Annotated in this window: 19 protein-coding genes; 16 read left to right on the top strand and 3 right to left on the bottom strand. The window is 38.3% G+C overall.

Annotated features, from left to right (window positions below):
- The 3 genes from WBM60_RS03875 to mazG form a co-directional block, all read right to left on the bottom strand.
- Complete coding sequence (locus tag WBM60_RS03875; RefSeq protein WP_299163751.1) at positions 1-228, bottom strand: hypothetical protein; 228 nt, start codon at positions 226-228, stop codon at positions 1-3.
- Between the two features lie 77 nt (positions 229-305).
- Entirely contained in the window at positions 306-1673 is a 1368-nt protein-coding gene (locus WBM60_RS03870; protein WP_424260307.1) for an MATE family efflux transporter, read from the bottom strand.
- A 146-nt stretch (positions 1674-1819) separates the two neighbouring features.
- The gene (mazG, locus tag WBM60_RS03865) at positions 1820-2593 is read right to left on the bottom strand and encodes a nucleoside triphosphate pyrophosphohydrolase (RefSeq protein WP_424260309.1); all 774 of its coding nucleotides are present in this window, start codon (positions 2591-2593) and stop codon (positions 1820-1822) included.
- A gap of 104 nt (positions 2594-2697) precedes the next feature.
- Here mazG and WBM60_RS03860 point away from each other — a divergent pair, with 104 nt between their 5' ends.
- The 16 genes from WBM60_RS03860 (at position 2698) to WBM60_RS03785 (ending at position 21287) form a co-directional block, all read left to right on the top strand.
- Positions 2698-3534 carry a sugar phosphate isomerase/epimerase family protein gene (locus WBM60_RS03860; RefSeq protein ID WP_424277773.1) on the top strand — a complete coding sequence of 279 codons (837 nt, stop codon included), beginning with the start codon at positions 2698-2700 and terminating at the stop codon, positions 3532-3534.
- Between the two features lie 30 nt (positions 3535-3564).
- Positions 3565-4923, top strand: coding sequence for an Nramp family divalent metal transporter (locus WBM60_RS03855; protein ID WP_424260313.1), 1359 nt, complete (start codon positions 3565-3567; stop codon positions 4921-4923).
- 49 nt (positions 4924-4972) lie between these two features.
- Entirely contained in the window at positions 4973-6622 is a 1650-nt protein-coding gene (locus tag WBM60_RS03850) for an N-acyl-D-amino-acid deacylase family protein (protein WP_424282773.1), read from the top strand.
- Positions 6623-6650: 28 nt separating this feature from the next.
- Complete coding sequence (locus WBM60_RS03845) at positions 6651-7538, top strand: SMP-30/gluconolactonase/LRE family protein (RefSeq protein ID WP_424282772.1); 888 nt, start codon at positions 6651-6653, stop codon at positions 7536-7538.
- 84 nt (positions 7539-7622) lie between these two features.
- Positions 7623-8360: a glutamine amidotransferase gene (locus tag WBM60_RS03840; protein WP_424260319.1), complete on the top strand. Its 738-nt coding sequence runs from the start codon at positions 7623-7625 to the stop codon at positions 8358-8360.
- A gap of 66 nt (positions 8361-8426) precedes the next feature.
- A complete protein-coding gene (locus WBM60_RS03835; RefSeq protein ID WP_424276583.1) occupies positions 8427-8891 on the top strand; it encodes a (2Fe-2S)-binding protein in 465 nt (154 codons plus the stop codon).
- Positions 8892-8933: 42 nt separating this feature from the next.
- Complete coding sequence (locus tag WBM60_RS03830) at positions 8934-11102, top strand: molybdopterin cofactor-binding domain-containing protein (RefSeq protein ID WP_424259184.1); 2169 nt, start codon at positions 8934-8936, stop codon at positions 11100-11102.
- A gap of 160 nt (positions 11103-11262) precedes the next feature.
- Positions 11263-11640, top strand: a complete 378-nt coding sequence (locus tag WBM60_RS03825) for a hypothetical protein (protein ID WP_424259183.1) — start codon at positions 11263-11265, stop codon at positions 11638-11640.
- 5 nt (positions 11641-11645) lie between these two features.
- Positions 11646-13181: an FAD-dependent oxidoreductase gene (locus WBM60_RS03820; protein ID WP_424259182.1), complete on the top strand. Its 1536-nt coding sequence runs from the start codon at positions 11646-11648 to the stop codon at positions 13179-13181.
- A 64-nt stretch (positions 13182-13245) separates the two neighbouring features.
- Entirely contained in the window at positions 13246-14793 is a 1548-nt protein-coding gene (locus WBM60_RS03815) for an SLC13 family permease (RefSeq protein WP_424259181.1), read from the top strand.
- 35 nt (positions 14794-14828) lie between these two features.
- Positions 14829-15686 carry an alpha/beta hydrolase gene (locus WBM60_RS03810; protein WP_424259180.1) on the top strand — a complete coding sequence of 286 codons (858 nt, stop codon included), beginning with the start codon at positions 14829-14831 and terminating at the stop codon, positions 15684-15686.
- Between the two features lie 11 nt (positions 15687-15697).
- Entirely contained in the window at positions 15698-16294 is a 597-nt protein-coding gene (locus WBM60_RS03805) for a hypothetical protein (protein WP_424259179.1), read from the top strand.
- 235 nt (positions 16295-16529) lie between these two features.
- Positions 16530-17135 (top strand): DinB family protein, encoded by a 606-nt coding sequence (locus tag WBM60_RS03800; protein WP_424259178.1) that lies wholly within the window; start codon positions 16530-16532, stop codon positions 17133-17135.
- Between the two features lie 100 nt (positions 17136-17235).
- Positions 17236-18834, top strand: a complete 1599-nt coding sequence (locus tag WBM60_RS03795; RefSeq protein WP_424259177.1) for a solute:sodium symporter family transporter — start codon at positions 17236-17238, stop codon at positions 18832-18834.
- Between the two features lies 1 nt (position 18835).
- The gene (locus tag WBM60_RS03790) at positions 18836-19645 is read left to right on the top strand and encodes an inositol oxygenase family protein (protein ID WP_424259176.1); all 810 of its coding nucleotides are present in this window, start codon (positions 18836-18838) and stop codon (positions 19643-19645) included.
- Between the two features lie 307 nt (positions 19646-19952).
- Positions 19953-21287, top strand: coding sequence for a carboxypeptidase-like regulatory domain-containing protein (locus WBM60_RS03785; protein WP_424259175.1), 1335 nt, complete (start codon positions 19953-19955; stop codon positions 21285-21287).
- Positions 21288-21630: the final 343 nt, after the last annotated feature.

Genomic DNA, 21630 nt, shown 5'->3' with positions numbered 1-21630 from the left:
TTAATCTTCGTATCTCGCTATTTCCCTATCATAAAATGCCGTAGCCGCTTCAATTAATTTTTCTGCTTCATCAGACAACTCTTTTTCATCTTCAGCAGTGAAATCTTCAAGCCATTCAACCTCGTCATTTTCAAGGTTCAAAATAAACCTTGGATATTCGGTGTGTACAACAAATATCGCGGTAGGGTAATCTGTATTATCGCCAAGTAAAAATTTTGGAAATTGCATAGATCAATTTGTTTTTTTATTTATCTGGTAATAAAATTTACCAATGACTTGCATAAATATAGAAATAAGTAAAGGTCCTAAGAATTTATAAGTTTTTTGGTCATTTTGTTAAATCGAATATACAACATAATTGCCGATGCCGTCAAGCCCGCCAGCAACCCTATCCATATGCCTGTACTCTTCAATTCTGTATGTAAACCCAGGTAATAGCATATAGGAAAGCCTATCAACCAATAAGCAATAAGAGTAATAAAAGTTGGGACTTTTACATCTTGTAAACCCCTTAAAGCACCAAGAATAACCACCTGAAAACCATCTGAAATCTGGAAAAATGCCGCTACCAGAAGTAATTGTGAGGCCAGAAGAATTACTTCCAAATTATCTGCCTGGTTTATTGGGTCGTTAACATCCAGGTAAATGGTAGGAAACCAATGCCGTCCTAAAAGGAAAAGTATGGCAAAGACAATCTCAATTATAAATGTGAGGAGAAAAATAGATTGAGCAATTCGTCTTAAATCTGTAAAATTTTTAAGCCCTTTCTGATTTCCAACACGAATCATTGCCGCAACTCCTAATCCCATGCCAAACATGAATGTCATGCTGCTCAGATTTAATGCTATCTGATTAGCGGCTTGTGGATTTTTGCCTAAAACGCCACTCAACCAAATGGCCGCTGTGAATATGGCTACTTCGAAAAACATTTGTAAAGCCGATGGAAATCCAAGATTAATGATCTTGTGAATTACCTTATTTTCAATCTTTTTGAAGTTAAACCCTGTAACGTAATCGTGAAATTTTTTCTTCTTATCCAATAAATACCAAAGCATTATCAACATTATTATTCGTGCGGCTAAAGTCCCAATGGCGGCACCTATAATTCCGAGCTTTGGAAAACCTAATGCACCAAAAATAAGCAGGTAATTAAGGACGATATTAACCACATTAGCTGCAATAGTTGCATACATTGGATATTTGGTTTGAGACAGTCCTTCTGAAAATTGTTTATACGCCTGAAACATAACCAACGGAACCAATGAAAAAGCCACCAGATCTAAATAAGGGATAGACAACTCCACCACCTCAGGTGGTTGGTCCATTAAATAAAGTAAAGGTTTTCCCAATTGAATAAGGCCAAAAAGAACTAATCCGAGTATAGTACAAAGTATCAATCCGTGCTTTAAAGCACTTTTCCCCTCAGCCTTATTGCCAGCGCCATCAGCCTCAGCAACCAACGGGGTAATTGCCGTTGAAAATCCTATTCCCAAAGACATGGCTATAAAAACAAAACTATTTCCCAAAGAAACGGCGGCCAATTCTGCAGTACCCAGCTGCCCTACCATAATATTATCTGCGAAGGCAACAAAAGTATGCCCAAGCATTCCTAGTATAACAGGTACAGCTAGCCTTATATTGTATCTGAATTCCTTGGTATACTGTTGCAACAAAACTGGCTGTTTTTTGAAGCAGCAAAGATAGGATTTAGGATTGGTTTAATTAGAGTATTGCAGAACCTCTGATCACCCCGTTTCAAGAGAAAGTGACTCAATATCATAAGAGGTAGAAATTTATAAGCTGTTGGTCTGCGTAAAGCCTATATTTTTTTAGCCTCCTCCCAAAAGACATCCATCTCGGCCAGTGACATATCCTTTAGTGTTCTTTTCTGTTCTTTAGCCTTGCTCTCCAGATATTGAAAACGTTTAATAAATTTCTTATTGGTTCTTTCCAGGGCATTTTCCGGGTTAACATCCAGAAATCTGGCATAATTCACTATAGAGAAAAGTACATCTCCAAATTCAGCTTCCAATTTATCTCTGTTCCCTGCATTCACTTCTTCCTGCAATTCTGATAATTCTTCATTAACCTTTTCAAAAACTTGCTCTGGTCGTTCCCAATCAAATCCAACGCCAGCAACTTTTTCCTGAATTCTATTGGCTTTAACCAATGCTGGAAGACTATTTGGAACCCCTTCAAGAACACTTTTTTTACCTTCCTTTAGTTTAATATTTTCCCAATTCCTTTTAACATCCTCTTCGCTGGTAACAGACACATCTCCATAGATATGTGGGTGTCGGTTAATTAGTTTATCACAAATAGAATTAGCAACGTCGGCAATATCAAAACTATTGGTTTCGGATCCTATTCTTGCATAAAAAACAATGTGTAACAAAAGATCTCCAAGCTCATTTTTCACTTCCTTAAGATCATTTTCCAGGATTGCATCACCCAATTCATAAGTCTCTTCAATGGTAAGATGCCGCAGTGTTTGAAGTGTCTGTTTTTTATCCCATGGACATTGCTCCCGGAGCTCATCCATTATAGTAAGTAAGCGATCAAAAGCCTTAAGTTGTAATTCTCTTTTATTCATAGAACGGGTATTTGGGTAAAAATACAAATACCATTGATAAAGGTGTATGGAAAATTTAGACTAATTTAGAAGAATACAACTACCTTAATTAAAACAAGAACATCATGCAATCCAGAAGAGATTTTTTACTTCGATCCACGGCTTTTACTGCCGGATCATTACTTCTACCTTCCTTTACTTATGCGCCAAATAAATCGCAAAATTTTGGAGTTCAATTGTATTCTTTTCGCAATGAAATGGCTCAGGATGCAATTGCTACATTAAAACAAATTGCTTCTCTTGGCTTCAAGGAAATTGAAACAGCCAGAAGTCAGAAAGGCCACTACTACGGTCTCGGCCCCGCGGAGATGAAATCTGTTTGTGATCACCTGGATATGAACCTAAAGAGCGGACACGTACATTTAGATGATAAGTGGCAGCAAACCATGGAAGAAGCAGTAGAATCCGGACAAGAATATCTTATCTGCTCTTCAATGCCCAGTGAAGGACAGAATGTAGATAATTATAAAAAGGTAGCTGAAGAATTTAATAAGGCCGGTGAAGCATGTAAAAAATTGGGGCTTAAATTCGGTTATCACAATCATGAATATGAATTTGAAACTGAAAATAACAAGGTTCTTTATGATGTTCTCCTCTCAAATACCGAAGCAGATCTTGTTCATATGGAATTAGATCTCGGATGGGTGGTTGTGGCCGGCAAGGACCCATTGGACTATTTTAAAAAGTATCCGGGGAGATTTCCTTTATGGCACCTTAAGGATATGGACATGAATAAAAAAGAAAGCACAGAATTTGGCAAAGGCGGCCTGGATATTCCGTCTATGATGGCTCATAAAAAAGCTTCAGGTGTAAAACATATCTTCATAGAACAGGAAGAATATGCCAGCAATCCTTTGGAAAGCATGAAGCATAATATGGCCTATTTAAAAAACCTTTCATAGACATTAATGTAATAGGCGAATAAAATAGCAATGTCCGAATCATTAGACCCCTATTTACTATCCCAAGATAAAATAAAACATCCTCCTTCTACTTTCAGGGAACGTCTGAAATTTCTTGGACCCAGCTTTATACTTTCTGCTTCCATAGTAGGTTCTGGAGAATTAATAGCTACAACAACTCTTGGGGCAGAAGCCGGATTTATTACATTTTGGGTGATTATTGTTAGCTGTTTAGTGAAAGTAGCGGTCCAATTAGAATTTGGAAAACATACAATCCTGACTGGGGAAACCGCTATGCAGGCATTTAATAAGCTTCCGGGGCCTGTTTTCGGCAAAGCCAGGTGGACAGTCTGGACGGTATTGGCCGTAATGACCATAAAACTTTTGCAAGTTGGAGGTATCGTAGGTGGTGTGGCCATAATATTAAACATAGCCGTTCCGGGAATTGGTGTTCCGGTCTTTTGTTTTGGAATAGCAATAATCGTTGCATTGATGATTTACAGGGGGTATTATTCTTTTATTGAAAAATTTTCCCTAAGCATGATCGGGTTCTTTACAATTTTCACATTTGCTTCCCTTTATTTTCTAAAGTTTACACCTTATCAGATATCTTTTGAAAGTATATGGAGCGGGCTTCAATTTAATTTGCCGAAAGAAGCCGTAGCGGTTGCCATAGGGGCTTTTGGGATAACAGGTGTCGGTGGAGATGAGATAATACATTACAACTATTGGTGCCTTGAAAAAGGCTACGCGGCTTTTACAGGTAAGAATGACAATTCTGAAGAATGGAAGTCAAGGGCCGAGGGATGGTTAAAAGTTATGAAATTGGATGCGATTATTGCCATGTGCATATATACATCTGTAACTGCCGCTTTCTATTTACTTGGAGCGGCTGTGCTTCATGCTCAGGGTTTTGTGCCTGAAGGATATGCAATGGTAGAGACGCTGTCTGCCATGTATACTGAATCTTTAGGACCTTATGCAAAATCTGCGTTTCTTATAGGAGCGTTTATCACCTTATTCTCTACCCTATTCGCTGCTTTGGCGGCATGGACCAGACAGATTACCGATATATTTGGGCAAATAGGATGGATCAGTTTTTCTAACTTTAAGCAACGTAAAAAAACAATTGCAGTTCTTGCATGGGTAATCCCTTTATTGTGGGCCTTGCTTTTTGTATTCATTAAGTTACCTGTTCTTATGGTGTTAACAGGCGGTATTGTTGGTTCATTCCTACTTTTTCTGGTAGTTTTTGCGGTAATCCACTTTCGATACTTTAGAACACAACCGCTTTTCAAACACGGATTTTTTTATGATTTTGCGCTATGGATAAGTATATTGAGTATTCTAGGTGTTGGCATTTTGGGTATTATTAAATTATATAGCTGAAACGCACCGGAAAAAATGAAACAGTATAATAGCAAACTAAATGTATAGAATGAAATTGAAACCAATTGTATTAGCTTTACTGGTCATAGGCTTGTTCATAAGTTGTGAGCACCATAAGTCTTATGATCTGGTCATCAGAAATGGTATAATTATGGACGGATCAGGTGAACCGTCATTTAAAGGAGATATTGCAATTAATGCGGACACCATAGCTGCGGTTGGCGATTTAAAAAATGCTGCTGGCTCATTGGAAATAGATGCAATCGGACTCACCGTTGCTCCCGGGTTTATTAATATGTTAAGTTGGGCCAATGTTTCGCTGATTGAAGATGGAAGATCACAAGGGGATATCAGACAAGGGGTAACCCTTGAAGTTATGGGTGAAGGGCATTCCATGGGCCCGTTAAACGAGGCTATGAAACTGGAAATGAAAGAAACACAACAAAATATTAATTACGAAATTAATTGGAGTACCCTTGGAGAATACATGGAGTTTCTCGAAAAAAAAGGTGTATCTACAAATATTGCTTCTTTTGTTGGGAATGGAACCTTAAGGGAATATGTTATGAATTACGAAACCAGGCCTCCAGACACAGCTGAATTAGAAAAAATGAAAGAGCTGACAAAACAGGCTATGGAGGAAGGTGCAGTAGGTCTATCAACATCATTAATTTATGTGCCTAGCGGACATGCAAAAACGGAAGAAATTATTGAATTAGCCAAAGTTGCCGCAGACTATGGTGGAATGTATGTTTCCCATATCAGGGATGAAGAAGAAAACCTTTTAGAGGCCATTCAGGAACTAATAACTATTTCTAAGGAGGCCGGGGTACGCTCCGAAATATATCACTTTAAAGCCTCAGGCACCGCTAACTGGCATTTACTGGACAGTGCAATACAGCTGGTGGATAACGCCCGTAAACAAGGTCTGCCAATAACTACTGATATGTATATGTACAATGCCAGTTCCACAGGTCTAAATATTTTATTGCCTTCATGGGCAAAAGAAGGTGGGCATAGCAAAACAATGGAACTGATATCGCAATCGGCAAAAAGGAGGCAGATGATTCAGGAAATAAAATTTCATGTACCACCGGAAAAGATCCTTTTAGTTGGGTTCAGAAATAAACAAATGAGGCACCTTATAGGTACAACCCTTGCCGAAATAGCTAAGGAAAGAAATATTACCGCTGCCGAGGCCGTAGTTGACTTAATACAGGAAGACGATAGCAGAATTCAGGTGGTTTATTTCTCAATGTCTGAAGAGAATATTAAAAAGAAACTGGCCCTACCCTATATGGCCATCTGTTCTGATGCAGGATCCTATACTACTGAAGGCGTGTTTTTAGAACAAAGTACGCATCCGAGAGCTTATGGATCCTTTGCACGCTTATTAGGACATTTTGTGCGCGACGAAAAAGTTATTCCATTGGAGGAAGCTATCTATAAACTTACTTCGCTTCCTGCAAACAATTTAAAACTAAAGCATCGGGGCGCTCTAAAAGAAGGATATTATGCAGACATTGTAGTTTTTGACGCCAATACAATTAAAGACAACGCTACTTTTGCCAAACCACATCAATATGCAACGGGGATGAAACATGTATTTGTAAATGGAACCCAGGTGCTCAAAGACGGAGAACATACTGGTGCTTTCCCCGGCAGGGTAGTTCGCGGACCGGGATGGACTGGAAATTAACTCTTATTATTCTATTAAAAACAAGTCAATGAAACATTTAAATGCAATCCTGATCTTACTTTTAGCTATAGGATGTAAAGCCCAAAAACAAGAACTAGTGGCCGATCAGGCCAACCTCACTTTGGTTGCTGCAGATTACAAATTTACCGAAGGCCCGGCAGTAGATAAAAATGGTGATATATACTTCACGGACCAGCCTAATAATCAAATTCTAAAATGGACGGCCTTAGATAATTCGGTCTCTGTGTATATGGAAGATGCCGGTAGAGCAAATGGCCTTTATTTTGATCACGATGGCAATCTTTTGGCCTGCGCCGATGAAAAATTTGAACTTTGGAGAATAGATAAGGCTAAAAAGCCAACAGTGCTGGTAGACGAATTTCAAGGAAAAAAACTCAATGGCCCCAATGACCTTTGGGTAGATGCAAAGGGGGGTATTTATTTTACAGATCCTTATTATCAAAGACCGTATTGGGAACGTAAGGAAAAAGAAATTGAAAAAGAACGTGTTTATTATTTGACCCCTGATACTAATGAGTTGCGCATTGTAGCCGATGACTTGGTACAACCCAATGGAATAATAGGAACTCCAGATGGTAAAATGATCTATATCGCAGACATAGGCGATAAAAAAACATATAGTTTTACTATTTCGGAAAATGGTGATCTCAGTAATAAAACACTCTTTACAGAAATGGGTTCAGACGGGATGACAATAGACAACCAGGGTAATGTTTATTTGACCGGCAATGGCGTAACAGTATTTAATAAAAAAGGGGAAGAAATACTTCAAATTCCGGTACCCCAAAAATGGACAGCCAATGTTACATTTGGTGGGCCCAGTCAAAATATACTTTTTATTACCGCAATGAATTCAGTTTATACCCTGGAAATGAATGTGAACGGGGTGCGCTGATAATTTATTACTGTAGTCATTATAAAAGTCAGCATTGGAAAATCAATGTAAACTGAATATTGCAGATTCTTAAAAAGAGATTTCGTGAAAAAATTTCTTATTCTACAAATGCGACCAGAAAACGAAACTTCCGACAGTGAGTTTGAGGCTATTTTGAGGGTCGGAGGTTTAACAGCAGATGAGGTGCATCGGGTAAGGGTAGAACAAAATAGCATACCCGACATTAATCTTCATAACTACTCTGCCATAATTGCCGGTGGCAGCCCGTTTGATGTGAGCATCCCGGAAGCCAATAAAAGTGTCGTCCAAAGAAGGGTTGAATTATTTTTTACTGCTCTTTTTGACAAGCTGATTCCTCAGGATTTCCCATTTCTTGGTGCCTGTTCAGGAAATGGACTTTTGGGTAGATATTGCGGTGCAACAATATCTAATAAATTTTCTGAACCCATAGGAAGTGTTGATGTATGGATAACAAACGAAGGCATGAAAGATCCTCTTTTAAAAGGCCTGCCAAAGAATTTTACCGCAATGGTAGGCCATAAAGAAGCTTGCGATACAATTCCTTCTGGTGCTGTTCTCCTGGTATCTTCAGATTCCTGTCCGGTCCAGATGTTTCGAATAAAAAAAAATATATATGCCACTCAATTTCACCCGGAAGCCGATGCTGATGAATTTATTTTGCGTGTCAAAATTTATAAACATGCCGGTTATTTCCTGCCTGAAGAAGCTGAAGATCTGATCAGGGAAATTCGTCAAATGAATACCCCGGTGCCGAAAGAAATACTGAATCGCTTTATAGACAAATACAAATCCTATAAATAAAATTAGTTCAGCACCTATTTCTTAGATTTTTTTAAGTAATTTAATCCTGCACTATTAAAAGCTGGCATGGCTTCTCAATCTTTAAATATTAACAATAAAACGTATGTTGTAGATCTTAATGAGGATACTACATTGCTTTGGGTATTGAGGGAACATCTTGGACTGACGGGAACAAAATACGGCTGCGGTATCGCCTTATGTGGATCTTGCACCGTGCATGTGGACGGCCAGCCAATGAGATCATGTGCACTTCCAATGAGTGGTTTAAACAAAAATCAAAAAATTATTACAATAGAAGGCTTGTCAGATGATGGTGATCATCCGGTTCAGAAAGCCTGGATAGAGGCTCAAGCCCCGCAATGTGGCTATTGCCAATCAGGTCAGATAATGCAGGCTGTGGCCCTGCTTGCGGAAAATCCCAATCCAACAAAGGAAGAGATAAAAGCTTATATGAATGGAAATTTATGTCGTTGTGGCACATATTTGCGCATTGTAAAAGCTATTGAAATAGCAGCAAAAAAACATCAGTAAATACTTAAATCGTTTTCAAGCTATAAATTTTTTACGGAACTAATGAGTAAAGCAGTAAGTAGAAGAGAATTTCTTAAAACCTCAGGTGAGGTTGCCTTATTTATTGGTGTTTCCGGTCTCCTGCCTCAAATGATTTCCTGTAAAAACAACAAGGAGGTACAAAAACTTTTAAAAAAACATCAGCTAACAGCTTGGGTGAAATTAGCTGAAGACGGCCAGATTACTATATATAATCCCGCGGCTGAAATGGGCCAGGGATCCATGACCTCATTACCTGCAATCTTTGCAGAAGAAATGGATGCAGATTGGTCTAAGATCTCTGTAGAGTTCTCGCCACAGGAATCCCATATATACGGATCGGATAAATGGAGCCCAAATAATAAGGTAATGCTTTCAGCCGGTAGTATGATAACCTATGGTTACTACTCCATAATGAGGCAGGCCGGTGCTCAGGCCCGTTATATTTTAATGTATAGTGCCTCCGAGCATTGGAAAGTACCTATGGAGGAGCTTAGCACTTCCAATGGTGAAGTAATTAACGGGCGGGATAACAAAAGGATTGGGTATGGTAATTTGATTCCCTTTCTGAATATGCCCGAAAAGCTACCGGAATTCTCAGAATCAGAGTTCAAAGATCCTAAAAACTATCGGTTTATAGGGATAGACCGGCCACGCGTAGATATTCCCGAAAAGGTAAAGGGAACCACCCAGTTTGCCATTGATATTCAATTACCAGAAATGCTCTATGGGGTACTGGAGCGCGGTAATCTCCATGGAGCACGACCAACCCTGAATAATGAATCTGAAATCCTGGCCTTAAGAGGGGTGCTGAAAATAGTACCCTTTGATTATGCCATTGGCATAGTTGCAGAAACTTTAGATCAGGCTCTTGCTGCCAAAAAACGGCTTAATATTACCTGGAGTGAATCTTCTGCAAGCGGTTTCAATTCTCAGGAGTGTTATAAAAAATATGAAAAAATAGCCTCAGGGAAATCAGCAGGTAAAGTGATTACGAATGAAGGAGATGTTATTGGCGCCATTAAATCAGCAGCAAAAACCTTTAGTGTTGATTTTAAAAATGATTATGTCTATCACGCCCAAATGGAACCTCTTAATGCCGTAGTGCAGGTTGGGACAGATGGAAACTCAGCTGAGGTTTGGGTTGGAAGTCAGCAGGGTTTTGATTCTAAACTTGGAGTTCCCAAGTACCTGGGGATTCCGGCAGAAAATGTAAAAATAAATCTGCAGTATTTGGGGGGTGGCTTTGGCAGAAGAAGTATGACAGATTTTGTTTTGGAAGGAACAGGTTTAGCCAGAGAGGTTGCTCCCAGACCGGTAAAATTAATTTGGACACGTGAAGATGACGTTAGTTATGGTGCCTATAGGCCTTTAACTCTGCAAAGACTAAAAGCCTCTGCAGATGCTCACGGGAATATAACAGGTTTTTCACATTGTGTGGTTGGAGATGGTGGTAATTTGGTTGCCAGCGGTATCCGAATTGATTATTATGATATTCCTAATAAATATGCAGAATGGCGGGAAGTTTCTGAAGGTATAAGGCTAAAGCACTGGCGTTCGGTGGGCCACGGCCCCAACAAATTTGCGATAGAGTGCATGGTCGATGAAATAGCTGCTTATTTCAAGAAAGATCCTGCCGATTTTAGAAGGATTTTATTGCGTAAATCACCAAGGGGCCTTGCAACATTAGAGAAAGCTATAGCCATGTCTGATTGGCATTCAAATATTGCTGATAACCGTGCCAAAGGGATTGCTTTTTTAGAGCGAAGCGGTACATTAAGCACAGGTGTTTGTGAAATTTCCGTGGATAGAAAAACCGGCAAAATAAATGTACATCATTTTTGGACTGCAAGTGATGCGGGAATAGTAATACAGCCAGATAATGTTAGGGCACAAATGGAAGGTGGCATATTAATGGGTATTAGCAGTGTACTTAAAGAGCAGCTGACCATAGTTAATGGACAGGTACAACAGTCCAACTTCAATGATTATGAAATATTGAGAATGTCAGATATTCCTGAAAGCGTAGAAACTGAAATGATTGAATCTCGTGAAACACCCCGGGGAGTGGGTGAATCTGGCACTCCATTAGTTGCCTGTGCCATTGCCAACGCCTTCCTTAAATTAACCGGTAAACACCTCAGGCATTTACCTTTTACTCCGGAAAGAGTGTTAAACGCCTTAAATACCTGATTCTAATTAGGCCGTATGTCTATTTATAATAACAGTTAACCCACCATTTTTATTACCTTTAATATTAAGTTCCATAATATTTTTAAAGGAGTTTTTAAATACAATAAATAATAGTATTTCAAATTGGTAATTATAAATAATTCCTCATAAGGTAGCCATAATGAAGAGAAGAAAGTTCCTGTTATTGTCGCTTCTTGGTTTATTTATAAGCTTAGTTGCCTATTGGTATTATAAATTTAAATCTGCAGCAGTTGGAGATCTGATGTACCCTTCAGACCTTACAGAAATATGCGATCGAAAAACTTTAATTACTATTGGAAAGCAGTATCGGAAGTTAACCGATGAGAATAATAAAAAATATTTGGAAGAATTGTTGCTCAAAGATGCAGAAGTTCACCACACCGAAATTAAAACAGGCTTGAAAACTAAAGTGGCGGAAGACTTTAACACTGGCAATACGATTCTTATTGATGGCTGGTTACTTTCTATAACTGAAGCCAGACAATGTGCCCTTTTATCAATCTCGGAAGCAAATTAGAATTTATGCATTTAGACGCCAGAGAACTTGATAACAACACCTTAATTGAAGGAGATCTTTGTATTGTTGGTGCCGGTGCGGCAGGTATCAGTATGGCACTGGACTGGAATAAAAGTGGCAAAAAAGTAATCCTTCTGGAAGGTGGAGGTTTTGAATATGACAACGAAATTCAGGATCTGTACTCCGGAAAATCAACGGGACAGAGGTATTATCCTTTGCGCTCATGCAGGCTTCACTTGTTTGGAGGGACAACAGGTCATTGGGGAGGTATGTGCGCCCCCCTGGATCCCATAGATTTTAAAATAAGAAGTTGGGTGCCAGATAGTGGTTGGCCTATTACATTGGATGATCTTGTGCCCTTTTACACTAAAGCCCAAGATTTATTTGAATTAGATGCTTATAATTACGACTTGCAATACTGGCAAAAAAAGTACCCGGGACTCACCCCTTTTCCGCTGGACAAGAACATTATCTGGTCAAAAATGTGGCAATTTAGCCCCCCTACCCGATTTGGTAAAACATATAAAGAAACTATTGTTAAATCAGCTAATATACATCTGTACACCTATGCCAATCTTACCAATATTGTGGCAAATAATGAAGTTAACGGCATAAAGGAACTAATAATAAAAAATCATGAGGGAAAAACCCATAAAGTAAGGGCTAAAAATTTTGTCTTGGCATGTGGTGCTATACAAAATGCAAGGATGTTACTGGCATCAAGAGGAGTGGCCAAAAAAGGCATAGGCAATGACAGGGATCTTGTCGGGCGTTATTTTATGGAACATCTGGAAATTAAGTCTGCCCAATTATGGCTCAAAAAACCATTTTCAACCGAGTTATACACTTTTGATTACGGCACCCGTAAACCAAGAGCAGAATTGACACTGACCGAAGGTATTCAAGAGGAAAATCGTATTCTAAATGGTTCTGCTTCATTAACACCACTGATTATAGCAAAACAGCAGACGCCACTGATAGATGTCTGGAGCAATGAAGATCCAAGGAAATCCTTCGATAATTTAGTAGCAAATTTCAGAAAATCCAGAGAGAAAAACCAGGCTTGGAAGGATGATAGCGGAAACAGGGCTTTTGAATTATTCACACGCATGGAACAGGCCCCGAACCGTAATTCCAGAATAATGCTCTCCGATGAAAAGGATGCACTGGGTGTGCCCAGACCCCAACTGCATTGGGAATTAACCGAGCTGGATAAATACAGTATCAGAAAAATGTACCACATCCTTGGTGAACAAATGGGTAAGGCAAGTGTTGGAAGAATAAAATTAGAGGAATTCCTATGGGATGAAAACGACAACGCAATGCCAGATCAGTTAGGTGGAGGTTGGCATCATATGGGTACTACACGAATGAGCGAAGATCGCAATAAAGGAGTGGTAGATGAAAATTGTAAAGTTCATGGTATTGATAACCTCTTTATTGCCGGTTCCGGTTGCTTTAGTACGGCCGGTGCTCCAAATCCAACGCTAACACTGGTTGCCCTGTCTTTAAGATTGTCAGATTATTTAAAAGCAAGCTAAAAATTACTATAGGAATTAATAATTGGTTTATCAATATTGTAAATTAGTTTAAAAAGGTTAACCCATGCCAACGGGCAGAAAATTTATCCTCGAAAATCCGAGTAAATCGGCTCGCTATGCCTTGTCTGTACTGGCCCCTTTTATATCAGCTTATTTGATATTCTTTGTAGAACTGGACCCCGATAATCCGGCTATCACTAATACACTGGCAGTAGCATTATTAATGGCCCTTTGGTGGATAACCGAGCTAATTCCCCTCGCCATCACCTCCCTCCTGCCCATTGTCCTTTTTCCTGCACTTGGAATCATGAATGGCCGGGAAGTTTCAGCCACTTATTTTAATCATGTCATATTTTTATTTATTGGAGGTTTTTTGGTTGCTCTTGCCATTCAAAAATGGGCGCTGCACAAGCGAATTGCATTAAAAATTCTTCGAGTTATTGGTAGTAGTCCGGGCAGAATACTATTGGGGTTTATGGTTGCTACTGCTTTCCTTTCCATGTGGATATCAAATACGGCTACGGCAATGCTAATGGTCCCTATACTTTTATCAATAATTACCAAGTTGGAGGAGATAAATGGTAAAACATTGGTAAAGCACTTTGCTGTAGGCCTTCTACTTTGCATTGCCTACAGCGCTTCTATAGGAGGAATTGCGACTCTTGTGGGTACACCACCGAACCTTTCGTTCGCCCGTATCTTTTATATTTACTTTCCTAATGCCCCGGAGATTTCATTTGCAACCTGGTTTTTTTATGCCTTTCCAATATCACTTGTTTTATTTGCGGTTCTATTTGGGTACTTATACCTCATTTTTGTCAAGAGAAAAAAGAATTGGAAAAGTTTGAGTACAAATGAGATTCTTCTAGATTATGCAAAACTAGGCAGGAAAAACTTTGAAGAGAAAGTATTGATCATTGCTTTTGCGTCCCTTGCATTGCTATGGTTTTTCCGGGCAGATATAATGGTAGGTGGATTTAAAATTCCCGGATGGTCAAACTTATTCAATTATCCACAATTTTTTAATGACGGGACAGTGGCCATTTTTGTTGCTGTGATCTTATTTATGATTCCATCTAAAACGCAACCAGGGACTTTTCTCATGGATTGGAAAGCGGCAGAAGAGATACCTTGGGAAATAATATTACTGTTTGGTGGTGGTTTTGCCCTTGCAAGCGGATTTAAAGAATCTGGTCTATCCTTGTGGTTTGGACATCAATTGGAATGGTTAAGTGGCCTGCACCCCCTAATTCTAATTCTTTGCATATGTTTCCTTGTAACTTTTTTGACCGAAATTACTTCAAATACGGCAACAGTAGAAACCTTATTGCCAATTCTTGCTGGCCTGGCCGTTAGCATAGAAACCAACCCCCTGCTCTTCATGCTTCCGGCCACAGTGGCGGGTTCCCTTGCATTCATGTTACCGGTTGCAACTCCTCCCAACGCTATAGTTTTTGGCAGTAAACGTATTTCCGTCATTCAGATGGCTAAAACCGGTTTTTTCTTAAATATTATAGGGATTATCCTGGTATCTGTGATAACTTATTATTTCGGTACCTTTATTTTTGATATTGTAGAAGGCGTTTTTCCCGAATGGGCAAAAATCGATTAATAGGAATTTCTTAACTTGACTTAATAAACATCCTTATGAAAAATACGATCTTTTTTTTGGCTTTTCATCTCATAATTAGCTCAATTGCGTTTGGTCAAAACGGAAAAGTTCTGGACGAACTTACTCTTAACAGTAAAATATTGGAGAGTCAGCGAAAATTTGCAATTTACTTACCTCCGGATTATGATTCCTCCCAGCGAAGCTATCCGGTACTTTATTTACTTCACGGCGGAGGTGATGACCAAACCGGTTGGGTGCAATTTGGAGAAGTTTTGCATATTACAGACAAAGCTATTCGAGAAGGTAAGGCTACTCCAATGATCATTGTAATGCCCGATGCAAATACCGGAAAACGAGGCTATTTTAACCGAGGGGACTGGCGCTATGAAGATTTCTTTTTTGAAGAATTTATGCCTTATGTAGAAACTACTTATCGTATTAAAAGGGAAAAGCGATTTCGTGCTGTGGCAGGACTCTCTATGGGCGGAGGTGGTTCTTTTATGTATGCCTTACATCATCCGGAGTTATTCTCTTCGGCCTGCCCTTTAAGTGCTTCCGTTGGCCCACTTACAATTGATAAATTAAAAGAACGATTAAAAGAAAGAGGAGAAACCTATTCAGAAGAAGAAATAAAAACGTATTTCAAACGGCATAATGCTATTTCTTTGGTTGAGTCTATGCCGATTGAAGACGTTAAATCTGTCAGGTGGTTTATTGATTGTGGAGATGATGATTTTTTATACGAGGGCAACAGCCTAATACATATTGCTATGAAGAAAAAAGATATCCCTCATGAATACAGGGTCCGAGATGGCAGGCATAGCTGGACCTATTGGAGAGCGTCACTACCAGTAGTATTAGAATTTGTATCTGATGCATTTCATCAATATTAATCGGGAAAAACATGAAAATAAAAACTACCCTTATGGCCTTATTTTTAATCGCAATTATGAATGCCCAGGAAAAGCACCCTCAGGACCTACCTTATTATCAGATTCCGGACTATCCGGATAGCTATACGGCAGGTACTGTGGTTTCCCGAATGATAGATGGTTTGGGATTTAGGTATTATTGGGCTACTGAAGGATTGCGTACCGAAGACCTGGCCTATAAACCTTCGGAAAGCAATAGAACTATTGATGAAACCTTAGATCACCTTTATAACTTATCACGCGTCGTGTACAACTCCGCAATAAAGGAAATTAATGATAGAACACAACCCCGGGAAGAAGCACTTTCATTTCAGGAAAAAAGAAAGCGCACTTTATTAAATTTTAAAAAAGCCAGTGAAATTTTTATTAATGCAGGGGACCTAAACGAACATTTGGTGATCTTCAAATCCAAATCTGGCACAATTATAAACCCATTCTGGAATCAGATAAACGGACCTATTGAGGATGCTATTTGGCATAGCGGACAGATAGTGGCTTTGCGAAGGGCATCGGGTAACCCAATAGATCCCAAAGTTAATGTTTTTAAGGGTGTAAGAAGTTCGGAGTAATTGGAAAAAGCCAAAGGATAATAAACTATTTAAAGGTTTTTTCTGATTCGCTGAAAGGATTTAATCAGTAAAAAGACTATTTGACATTAATTTATTGATTACAAGGACTTTTATCCTTAAATTCTTCGTATATCTATTAATAGGATATTCCAGGGTTTATAGAAATCTTTCAAAATATTTCGGAATTATCAGGCACATGATTGATAATTTAATTAACAACCTTAAAAACAAACAAATGAAAAAAATTCTTCTTCCAGTAATTGCGCTTTTCTTACTTGGTTTTGGTCCCACAAGTACTAAACTTACGGATCAGGAAAGAGTTATAGGAGCTCTTGAATTGACTAAAACACATGCATATATGATGGAAACCCTTAACGGACTAAGTGAGGAACAGTTAAATTTCAAAAGTAGTCCTGAATCATGGTCTATTGCCGAATGTGTTGAGCATCTGGCAATTTCCGAAAATGCTTTGGACCAAATGCTTCAGGAATCCTTAAAAACACCTGCTGATCCCTCTAAGCGTGCAGACGTAAAAATGACCGATAAAGAACTAATGGCTATGATTAGAAGCCGGGATACAAAAGTAAAAACCTCAGAACCTTTTGAGCCATCCGGTAAGTTTGGATCCTATGAGGAAAGCCTGAAAGCTTTTCAATCAAAAAGAAAAGAACACATAATCTATATGGAGACTACAGAAGATGATCTGAGAAATCATTACGGGCAAATGCCTTTCGGCACCATTGATGCCTATCAAATACTCATGTTCATTTCTGGTCATACTGAAAGGCATGTAAAGCAAATGGAAGAAGTCAAAGCAGATCAAAACTTTCCTAATATATGATTTGATTTTCTTTGTTTGGAAAAGATAATTGTAATACCCTCGTGCTATTTTGTTCGCTGAGGGTATTTGCTTTTAAATGGTATTGCTTATTTTTAAAGCGATGACATTTTTCACTTTTGTAGTCTTTACAGGTTTTGTTGCCCTTTATGCTACCTGGAAACTTCGCCGGGATAAATTAAATACCAAAGACGGTTATTTTCTGGGAGGAAGGTCGCTGACTGGTGTAATTATTGCCGGCTCATTGCTATTAACCAATATTTCTACAGAGCACCTTGTGGGAATGAATGGTTCTGCATATAAAAATGGTGCCATTATAGTAGCCTGGGAGGTCACTTCCGCATTAGCTCTCGTAATTGCAGCTTTATATTTTGCACCTCGGTACCTAAAAATGGGTCTGACAACTATTCCGGAATTTTTGGAAAAACGATTTGATGGCCTTACTAGAACCCTTGTTGCGCTCTTGCTCATCATATCTTTTGTAGCCACTCTGTTACCCATAGTACTATATACAGGGGCATTAAATATCGAAGCCATATTCGAAATCTCCGAACTTTTAAGTGTGAGTCAAAAAGAAGGTATCTGGATTACCATAGTTATTGTTGGAGGGATCGGTGCTCTATACGCTATTTTTGGTGGACTTAAGATGGTAGCTTACACAGATACCATAAACGGTTTTGGTCTCCTTGTAGCCGGTTTGCTGGTTCCCGTTTTGGCGCTTTGGAGTATAGGCGATGGAAATCTGGCGGAAGGTTTAGGTATGGTCTTTGAGAAAAACCCCGGTAAATTTAATGTTATTAGCAGAGAAGCGGGCATAGGACCGGGATCAAGGTCTGCAATATTGCCATTTGAAGTACTTTTTACAGGATTAATGTTAAATCAGATTTATTTCTGGACCATGCATCAGTCCATTATTCAAAGAGTACTCGGGGCCGTAAGTCTTAAGGAAGCCCAAAAAGGTTTGCTGTTTACCGGACTATTAAAAATTCTGGTTCCTCTGGTAATAGTCCTTCCTGGTCTTATTGGGTTTTATTATTTTGGAGAAGAATTTTATGATAATCCCGACAGTGTTTACCCCAATCTGGTGAAAATGGTATTACCAGCCTGGTTAACCGGATTCTTTGTTGCCGTTATGATGGGGGCAATACTCACTACCTTCAATAGTGCTTTGAATAGTGCAGCAACAGTTTTTAGCCTGGGCATTTTTAAACGATATATCCAAAAAAATGCCGGGGAAAGAAGACTTGTAAATATAGGAAAATGGACCTCAGCCATACTTGCCCTTTTTGCCATTGGAATAGCACCTTTTGTAGCCAATGCACCAGAAGGTCTTTATCAGCTGTTGCAACAACTCAATGGAATATTCTTCATACCAATTGCTGGTGTTATAATCGCGGGTTTTTTACTGCCAAGTGTTTCGGCTGCAGGAGCGAAAACCGGTTTATTATTTGGCTTGTTATTTTATATCGTAAGCTACTTTATTCTCGAAGTTGATCTGCATTTTGTGCATATATGGGGAATTGAATTTGTACTAAATATTGGTGTAATGCTTTTAATATCACGGTTTTTTCCAAATAAGGAAACTTTTGTCATTAAAGATGCGGGAATATTAAACCTTAAACCGTGGAAATTTGCGAGACAGTTTAGCCTGTTTTTAGTAGTATTCACCATTATTTTGTACCTTTTACTAGGAAATGTTTAGTATGGAAAAAGTATTTAGAAATTATAATGATACAGATGTAAATGCTGCAGTGCGAGACCATTATCGCAAAATGCGGGAAAGACAAACCTTTGAATATGTCCAGCGGATGCAAAGGAAGTATTTGATGTTTAATAAGCCTATGGGTCTCTGGGATGCAATGACACATTTAAATGACCTGATTGACGTGAGCGATCCGGATTTGGATTTGCCTAACGTACAGCATCTTATTCAAAGTGCTGAAGCAATCAGAGAGGACAAGCGACCAGACTGGATGCAATTAGTTGGCCTGATACACGATTTAGGGAAAGTGATGTTTCTTTGGGGAAGCGATGAAGATGGAACAAGCCAGAACGAACAATGGGGAATGGTTGGTGATGTTTTTGTGGTTGGTTGTGCGTTGCCGGAGTCTTGTGTTTACCCTGAATTTAATCAACTTAATCCGGATATGAGAGATTCAAGATATAGCTCTGAATTGGGAATATATGAAAAGCACTGTGGTCTGGATAATCTTACTCTTGCATGGGGACATGACGAATATCTATTTCAGGTATTACAGCACCATAAGGGAAACCTAATCCCGGAAGCTGGTATGGCCATGATAAGGTATCATTCCTTCTACCCCTGGCATAGCGGAGGAAGTTATACTTCGCTGCTTTGTGATAAAGACGAAGAATATTTAAATTGGATAAGAGATTTCAATAAATATGATCTTTATACAAAATGTAATAAAACCTATGATCTGGAAGAGATTAAGGATTATTATTTACCCATAGCTGAAAAGTACCTCGGAACTGGCCCAATCTATTGGTAGTGCAAAAACCAAAAAAAGACATCTCAAAATAACAAAGTAATTTACTTTGCTATTTATGATTAAAACGTAATAGACCGTATTTATAGTTTTGTGGGAACTTTTAGAGTAAAAGCACAATAGAAAATTCTACCCAAAGAGCAAGAAATAGACACATTTCTGCACAGGCATCATTGGTCTTAAGGATATTTATCCTTCAGCAATCTTTAAGAAAATTTATGATATATTAACAATTTAAGATGATCAAAATCATTAAATTAGAAAGAAATGGGTTGTATTTTTGCAACTATAGTTTTTAAAAATCTAGATCATGAAAGATATCATATTTCTCAAATCCAATAATGTTCTATTATCAGCATTAGCAGGAATTATATTGTTAATAGGAATACCTGCAACCAGCCAGGCATCAACTGTCTTCCAGGATAATCCTCAGGAAGTAACATCATTCAACCAATTCAAAGGAGAGGTAGTTGACGGTGAGAACAACAAGCCGCTTGTATTTGCTACATTAACTTTGGAAGGAAGTAATATTAGTACTATAACCAATACAGAAGGTAAATTTTTATTAAAAATTCCAACAAGTATTAAACAAGGAAATATTATTGTATCCTTTTTAGGTTATAAATCTTCCGTAGTTCCTTTGGAGCAATTAAAGGATAATAATAATAAGATTGTACTGATGGTCTCAATAACTAAATTGGAAGAGGTAAATGTTGTTATTCCAAAAAGTGCCCGTACCCTGGTTAAGGAAACGCTGCGAAGAAAAGGAGAGAATTACTTTGGAGATCCTACACTTATGACCGCATTTTACAGGGAAACTATTAAAAAACGAAAGAAAAATGTATCTCTTTCAGAAGCCGTGGTAAACATATATAAAACCCCTTATTCCTCTGAGAAAAAAGATGCCGTACAGCTCTATAAAGCCAGAAAGAGTACAGACTACAACAAACTAGACACTCTGGCATTAAAACTGCAAGGAGGTCCGTTCAATGCGCTTTATGTAGATATTATGAAATACCCGGAATATATCTTTAATGAAGTTACCATGGAGGATTATGATTTTAGTTTTGAAAGATCTACAAGGATTAATGACAAATTGATTTATGTAGTAGGTTTTAAACAACGCCCTAATATTTATGATCCTCTTTATAAAGGACAATTATTTATTGACGCAGAAAACAAAATACTTACCAGTGCTATATATTCTTTAAATATTACAGATAAGGAATTAGCGAGTCAAATGTTTGTTAGGAAAAAACCTCGCAATGCTAAAGTATACCCCACAGATATAGCCTACAGGGTGGATTACAGGGAAAAAAATGGAAAATGGTATTACGGATATAGTAATGTGCTTTTAGAGTTTAAAATCAACTGGGATAAAAAGCTTTTTAATTCTGTTTATAGTATGAGCTGTGAAATGGCCGTTACTGACTGGGAAAAAAATATTTCTGGCGAAGTTCCGAAAGTTAAGGATAGATTAAAATCCTCTATTATTCTTAGCGAGGCTGCCATTGGTTTTTCAGATCCTGATTTCTGGGGAGAATACAACATCATAGAACCTGAAAAATCTATAGAATCTGCTATCAAGAAAATACAAAGACAGTTAAAAAAATCTAATACAGACGGCGGGGAATCCATACCGTAGTAACAGTTTAAGAGATATTCTTTTAATCGGCCTCAGATGAGGCCGATTTGTATTAATATATCCCACTGAATAACCCTTTTGATAAATAATTGTAAACTTCCTAGTTATGAACAATTGTTCATAAAGCAAGTTCATAAACTGTTGATTATTAAATTCTTGCAAAATTTGATATATGCTCAAAAATGATGTATATTTATTTTATGGTTTAAGAGAGTTACCTGTCTAGGGTAAATCAACAAGACCATTGTAAAGTTGACGTTCTTTATATTATTGTCTAGTCTTAAAATTAAAGTAGGGTAATTTATTACCAGATTTTAACAAGAGATGAGCATAACGAAGGAGA

It is taken from the genome of Eudoraea sp. (assembly GCF_049669105.1).
Classification (GTDB): domain Bacteria; phylum Bacteroidota; class Bacteroidia; order Flavobacteriales; family Flavobacteriaceae; genus Eudoraea.
Note: the sequence above shows the minus strand (reverse complement) of the source record. Positions and strands in the feature narration are given on the sequence as shown.

What these genes read in the sequence shown, in the direction of transcription:
- WBM60_RS03875 (WP_299163751.1), bottom strand. Translation starts at nt 228, where the DNA reads ATGCAATTTCCAAAATTTTTACTTGGCGATAATACAGATTACCCTACC.
- mazG (WP_424260309.1), bottom strand. Translation starts at nt 2,593, where the DNA reads ATGAATAAAAGAGAATTACAACTTAAGGCTTTTGATCGCTTACTTACT.
- WBM60_RS03860 (WP_424277773.1), top strand. Translation starts at nt 2,698, where the DNA reads ATGCAATCCAGAAGAGATTTTTTACTTCGATCCACGGCTTTTACTGCC.
- WBM60_RS03855 (WP_424260313.1), top strand. Translation starts at nt 3,565, where the DNA reads ATGTCCGAATCATTAGACCCCTATTTACTATCCCAAGATAAAATAAAA.
- WBM60_RS03850 (WP_424282773.1), top strand. Translation starts at nt 4,973, where the DNA reads ATGAAATTGAAACCAATTGTATTAGCTTTACTGGTCATAGGCTTGTTC.
- WBM60_RS03845 (WP_424282772.1), top strand. Translation starts at nt 6,651, where the DNA reads ATGAAACATTTAAATGCAATCCTGATCTTACTTTTAGCTATAGGATGT.
- WBM60_RS03835 (WP_424276583.1), top strand. Translation starts at nt 8,427, where the DNA reads ATGGCTTCTCAATCTTTAAATATTAACAATAAAACGTATGTTGTAGAT.
- WBM60_RS03830 (WP_424259184.1), top strand. Translation starts at nt 8,934, where the DNA reads ATGAGTAAAGCAGTAAGTAGAAGAGAATTTCTTAAAACCTCAGGTGAG.
- WBM60_RS03825 (WP_424259183.1), top strand. Translation starts at nt 11,263, where the DNA reads ATGAAGAGAAGAAAGTTCCTGTTATTGTCGCTTCTTGGTTTATTTATA.
- WBM60_RS03820 (WP_424259182.1), top strand. Translation starts at nt 11,646, where the DNA reads ATGCATTTAGACGCCAGAGAACTTGATAACAACACCTTAATTGAAGGA.
- WBM60_RS03815 (WP_424259181.1), top strand. Translation starts at nt 13,246, where the DNA reads ATGCCAACGGGCAGAAAATTTATCCTCGAAAATCCGAGTAAATCGGCT.
- WBM60_RS03810 (WP_424259180.1), top strand. Translation starts at nt 14,829, where the DNA reads ATGAAAAATACGATCTTTTTTTTGGCTTTTCATCTCATAATTAGCTCA.
- WBM60_RS03805 (WP_424259179.1), top strand. Translation starts at nt 15,698, where the DNA reads ATGAAAATAAAAACTACCCTTATGGCCTTATTTTTAATCGCAATTATG.
- WBM60_RS03800 (WP_424259178.1), top strand. Translation starts at nt 16,530, where the DNA reads ATGAAAAAAATTCTTCTTCCAGTAATTGCGCTTTTCTTACTTGGTTTT.
- WBM60_RS03795 (WP_424259177.1), top strand. Translation starts at nt 17,236, where the DNA reads ATGACATTTTTCACTTTTGTAGTCTTTACAGGTTTTGTTGCCCTTTAT.
- WBM60_RS03790 (WP_424259176.1), top strand. Translation starts at nt 18,836, where the DNA reads ATGGAAAAAGTATTTAGAAATTATAATGATACAGATGTAAATGCTGCA.
- WBM60_RS03785 (WP_424259175.1), top strand. Translation starts at nt 19,953, where the DNA reads ATGAAAGATATCATATTTCTCAAATCCAATAATGTTCTATTATCAGCA.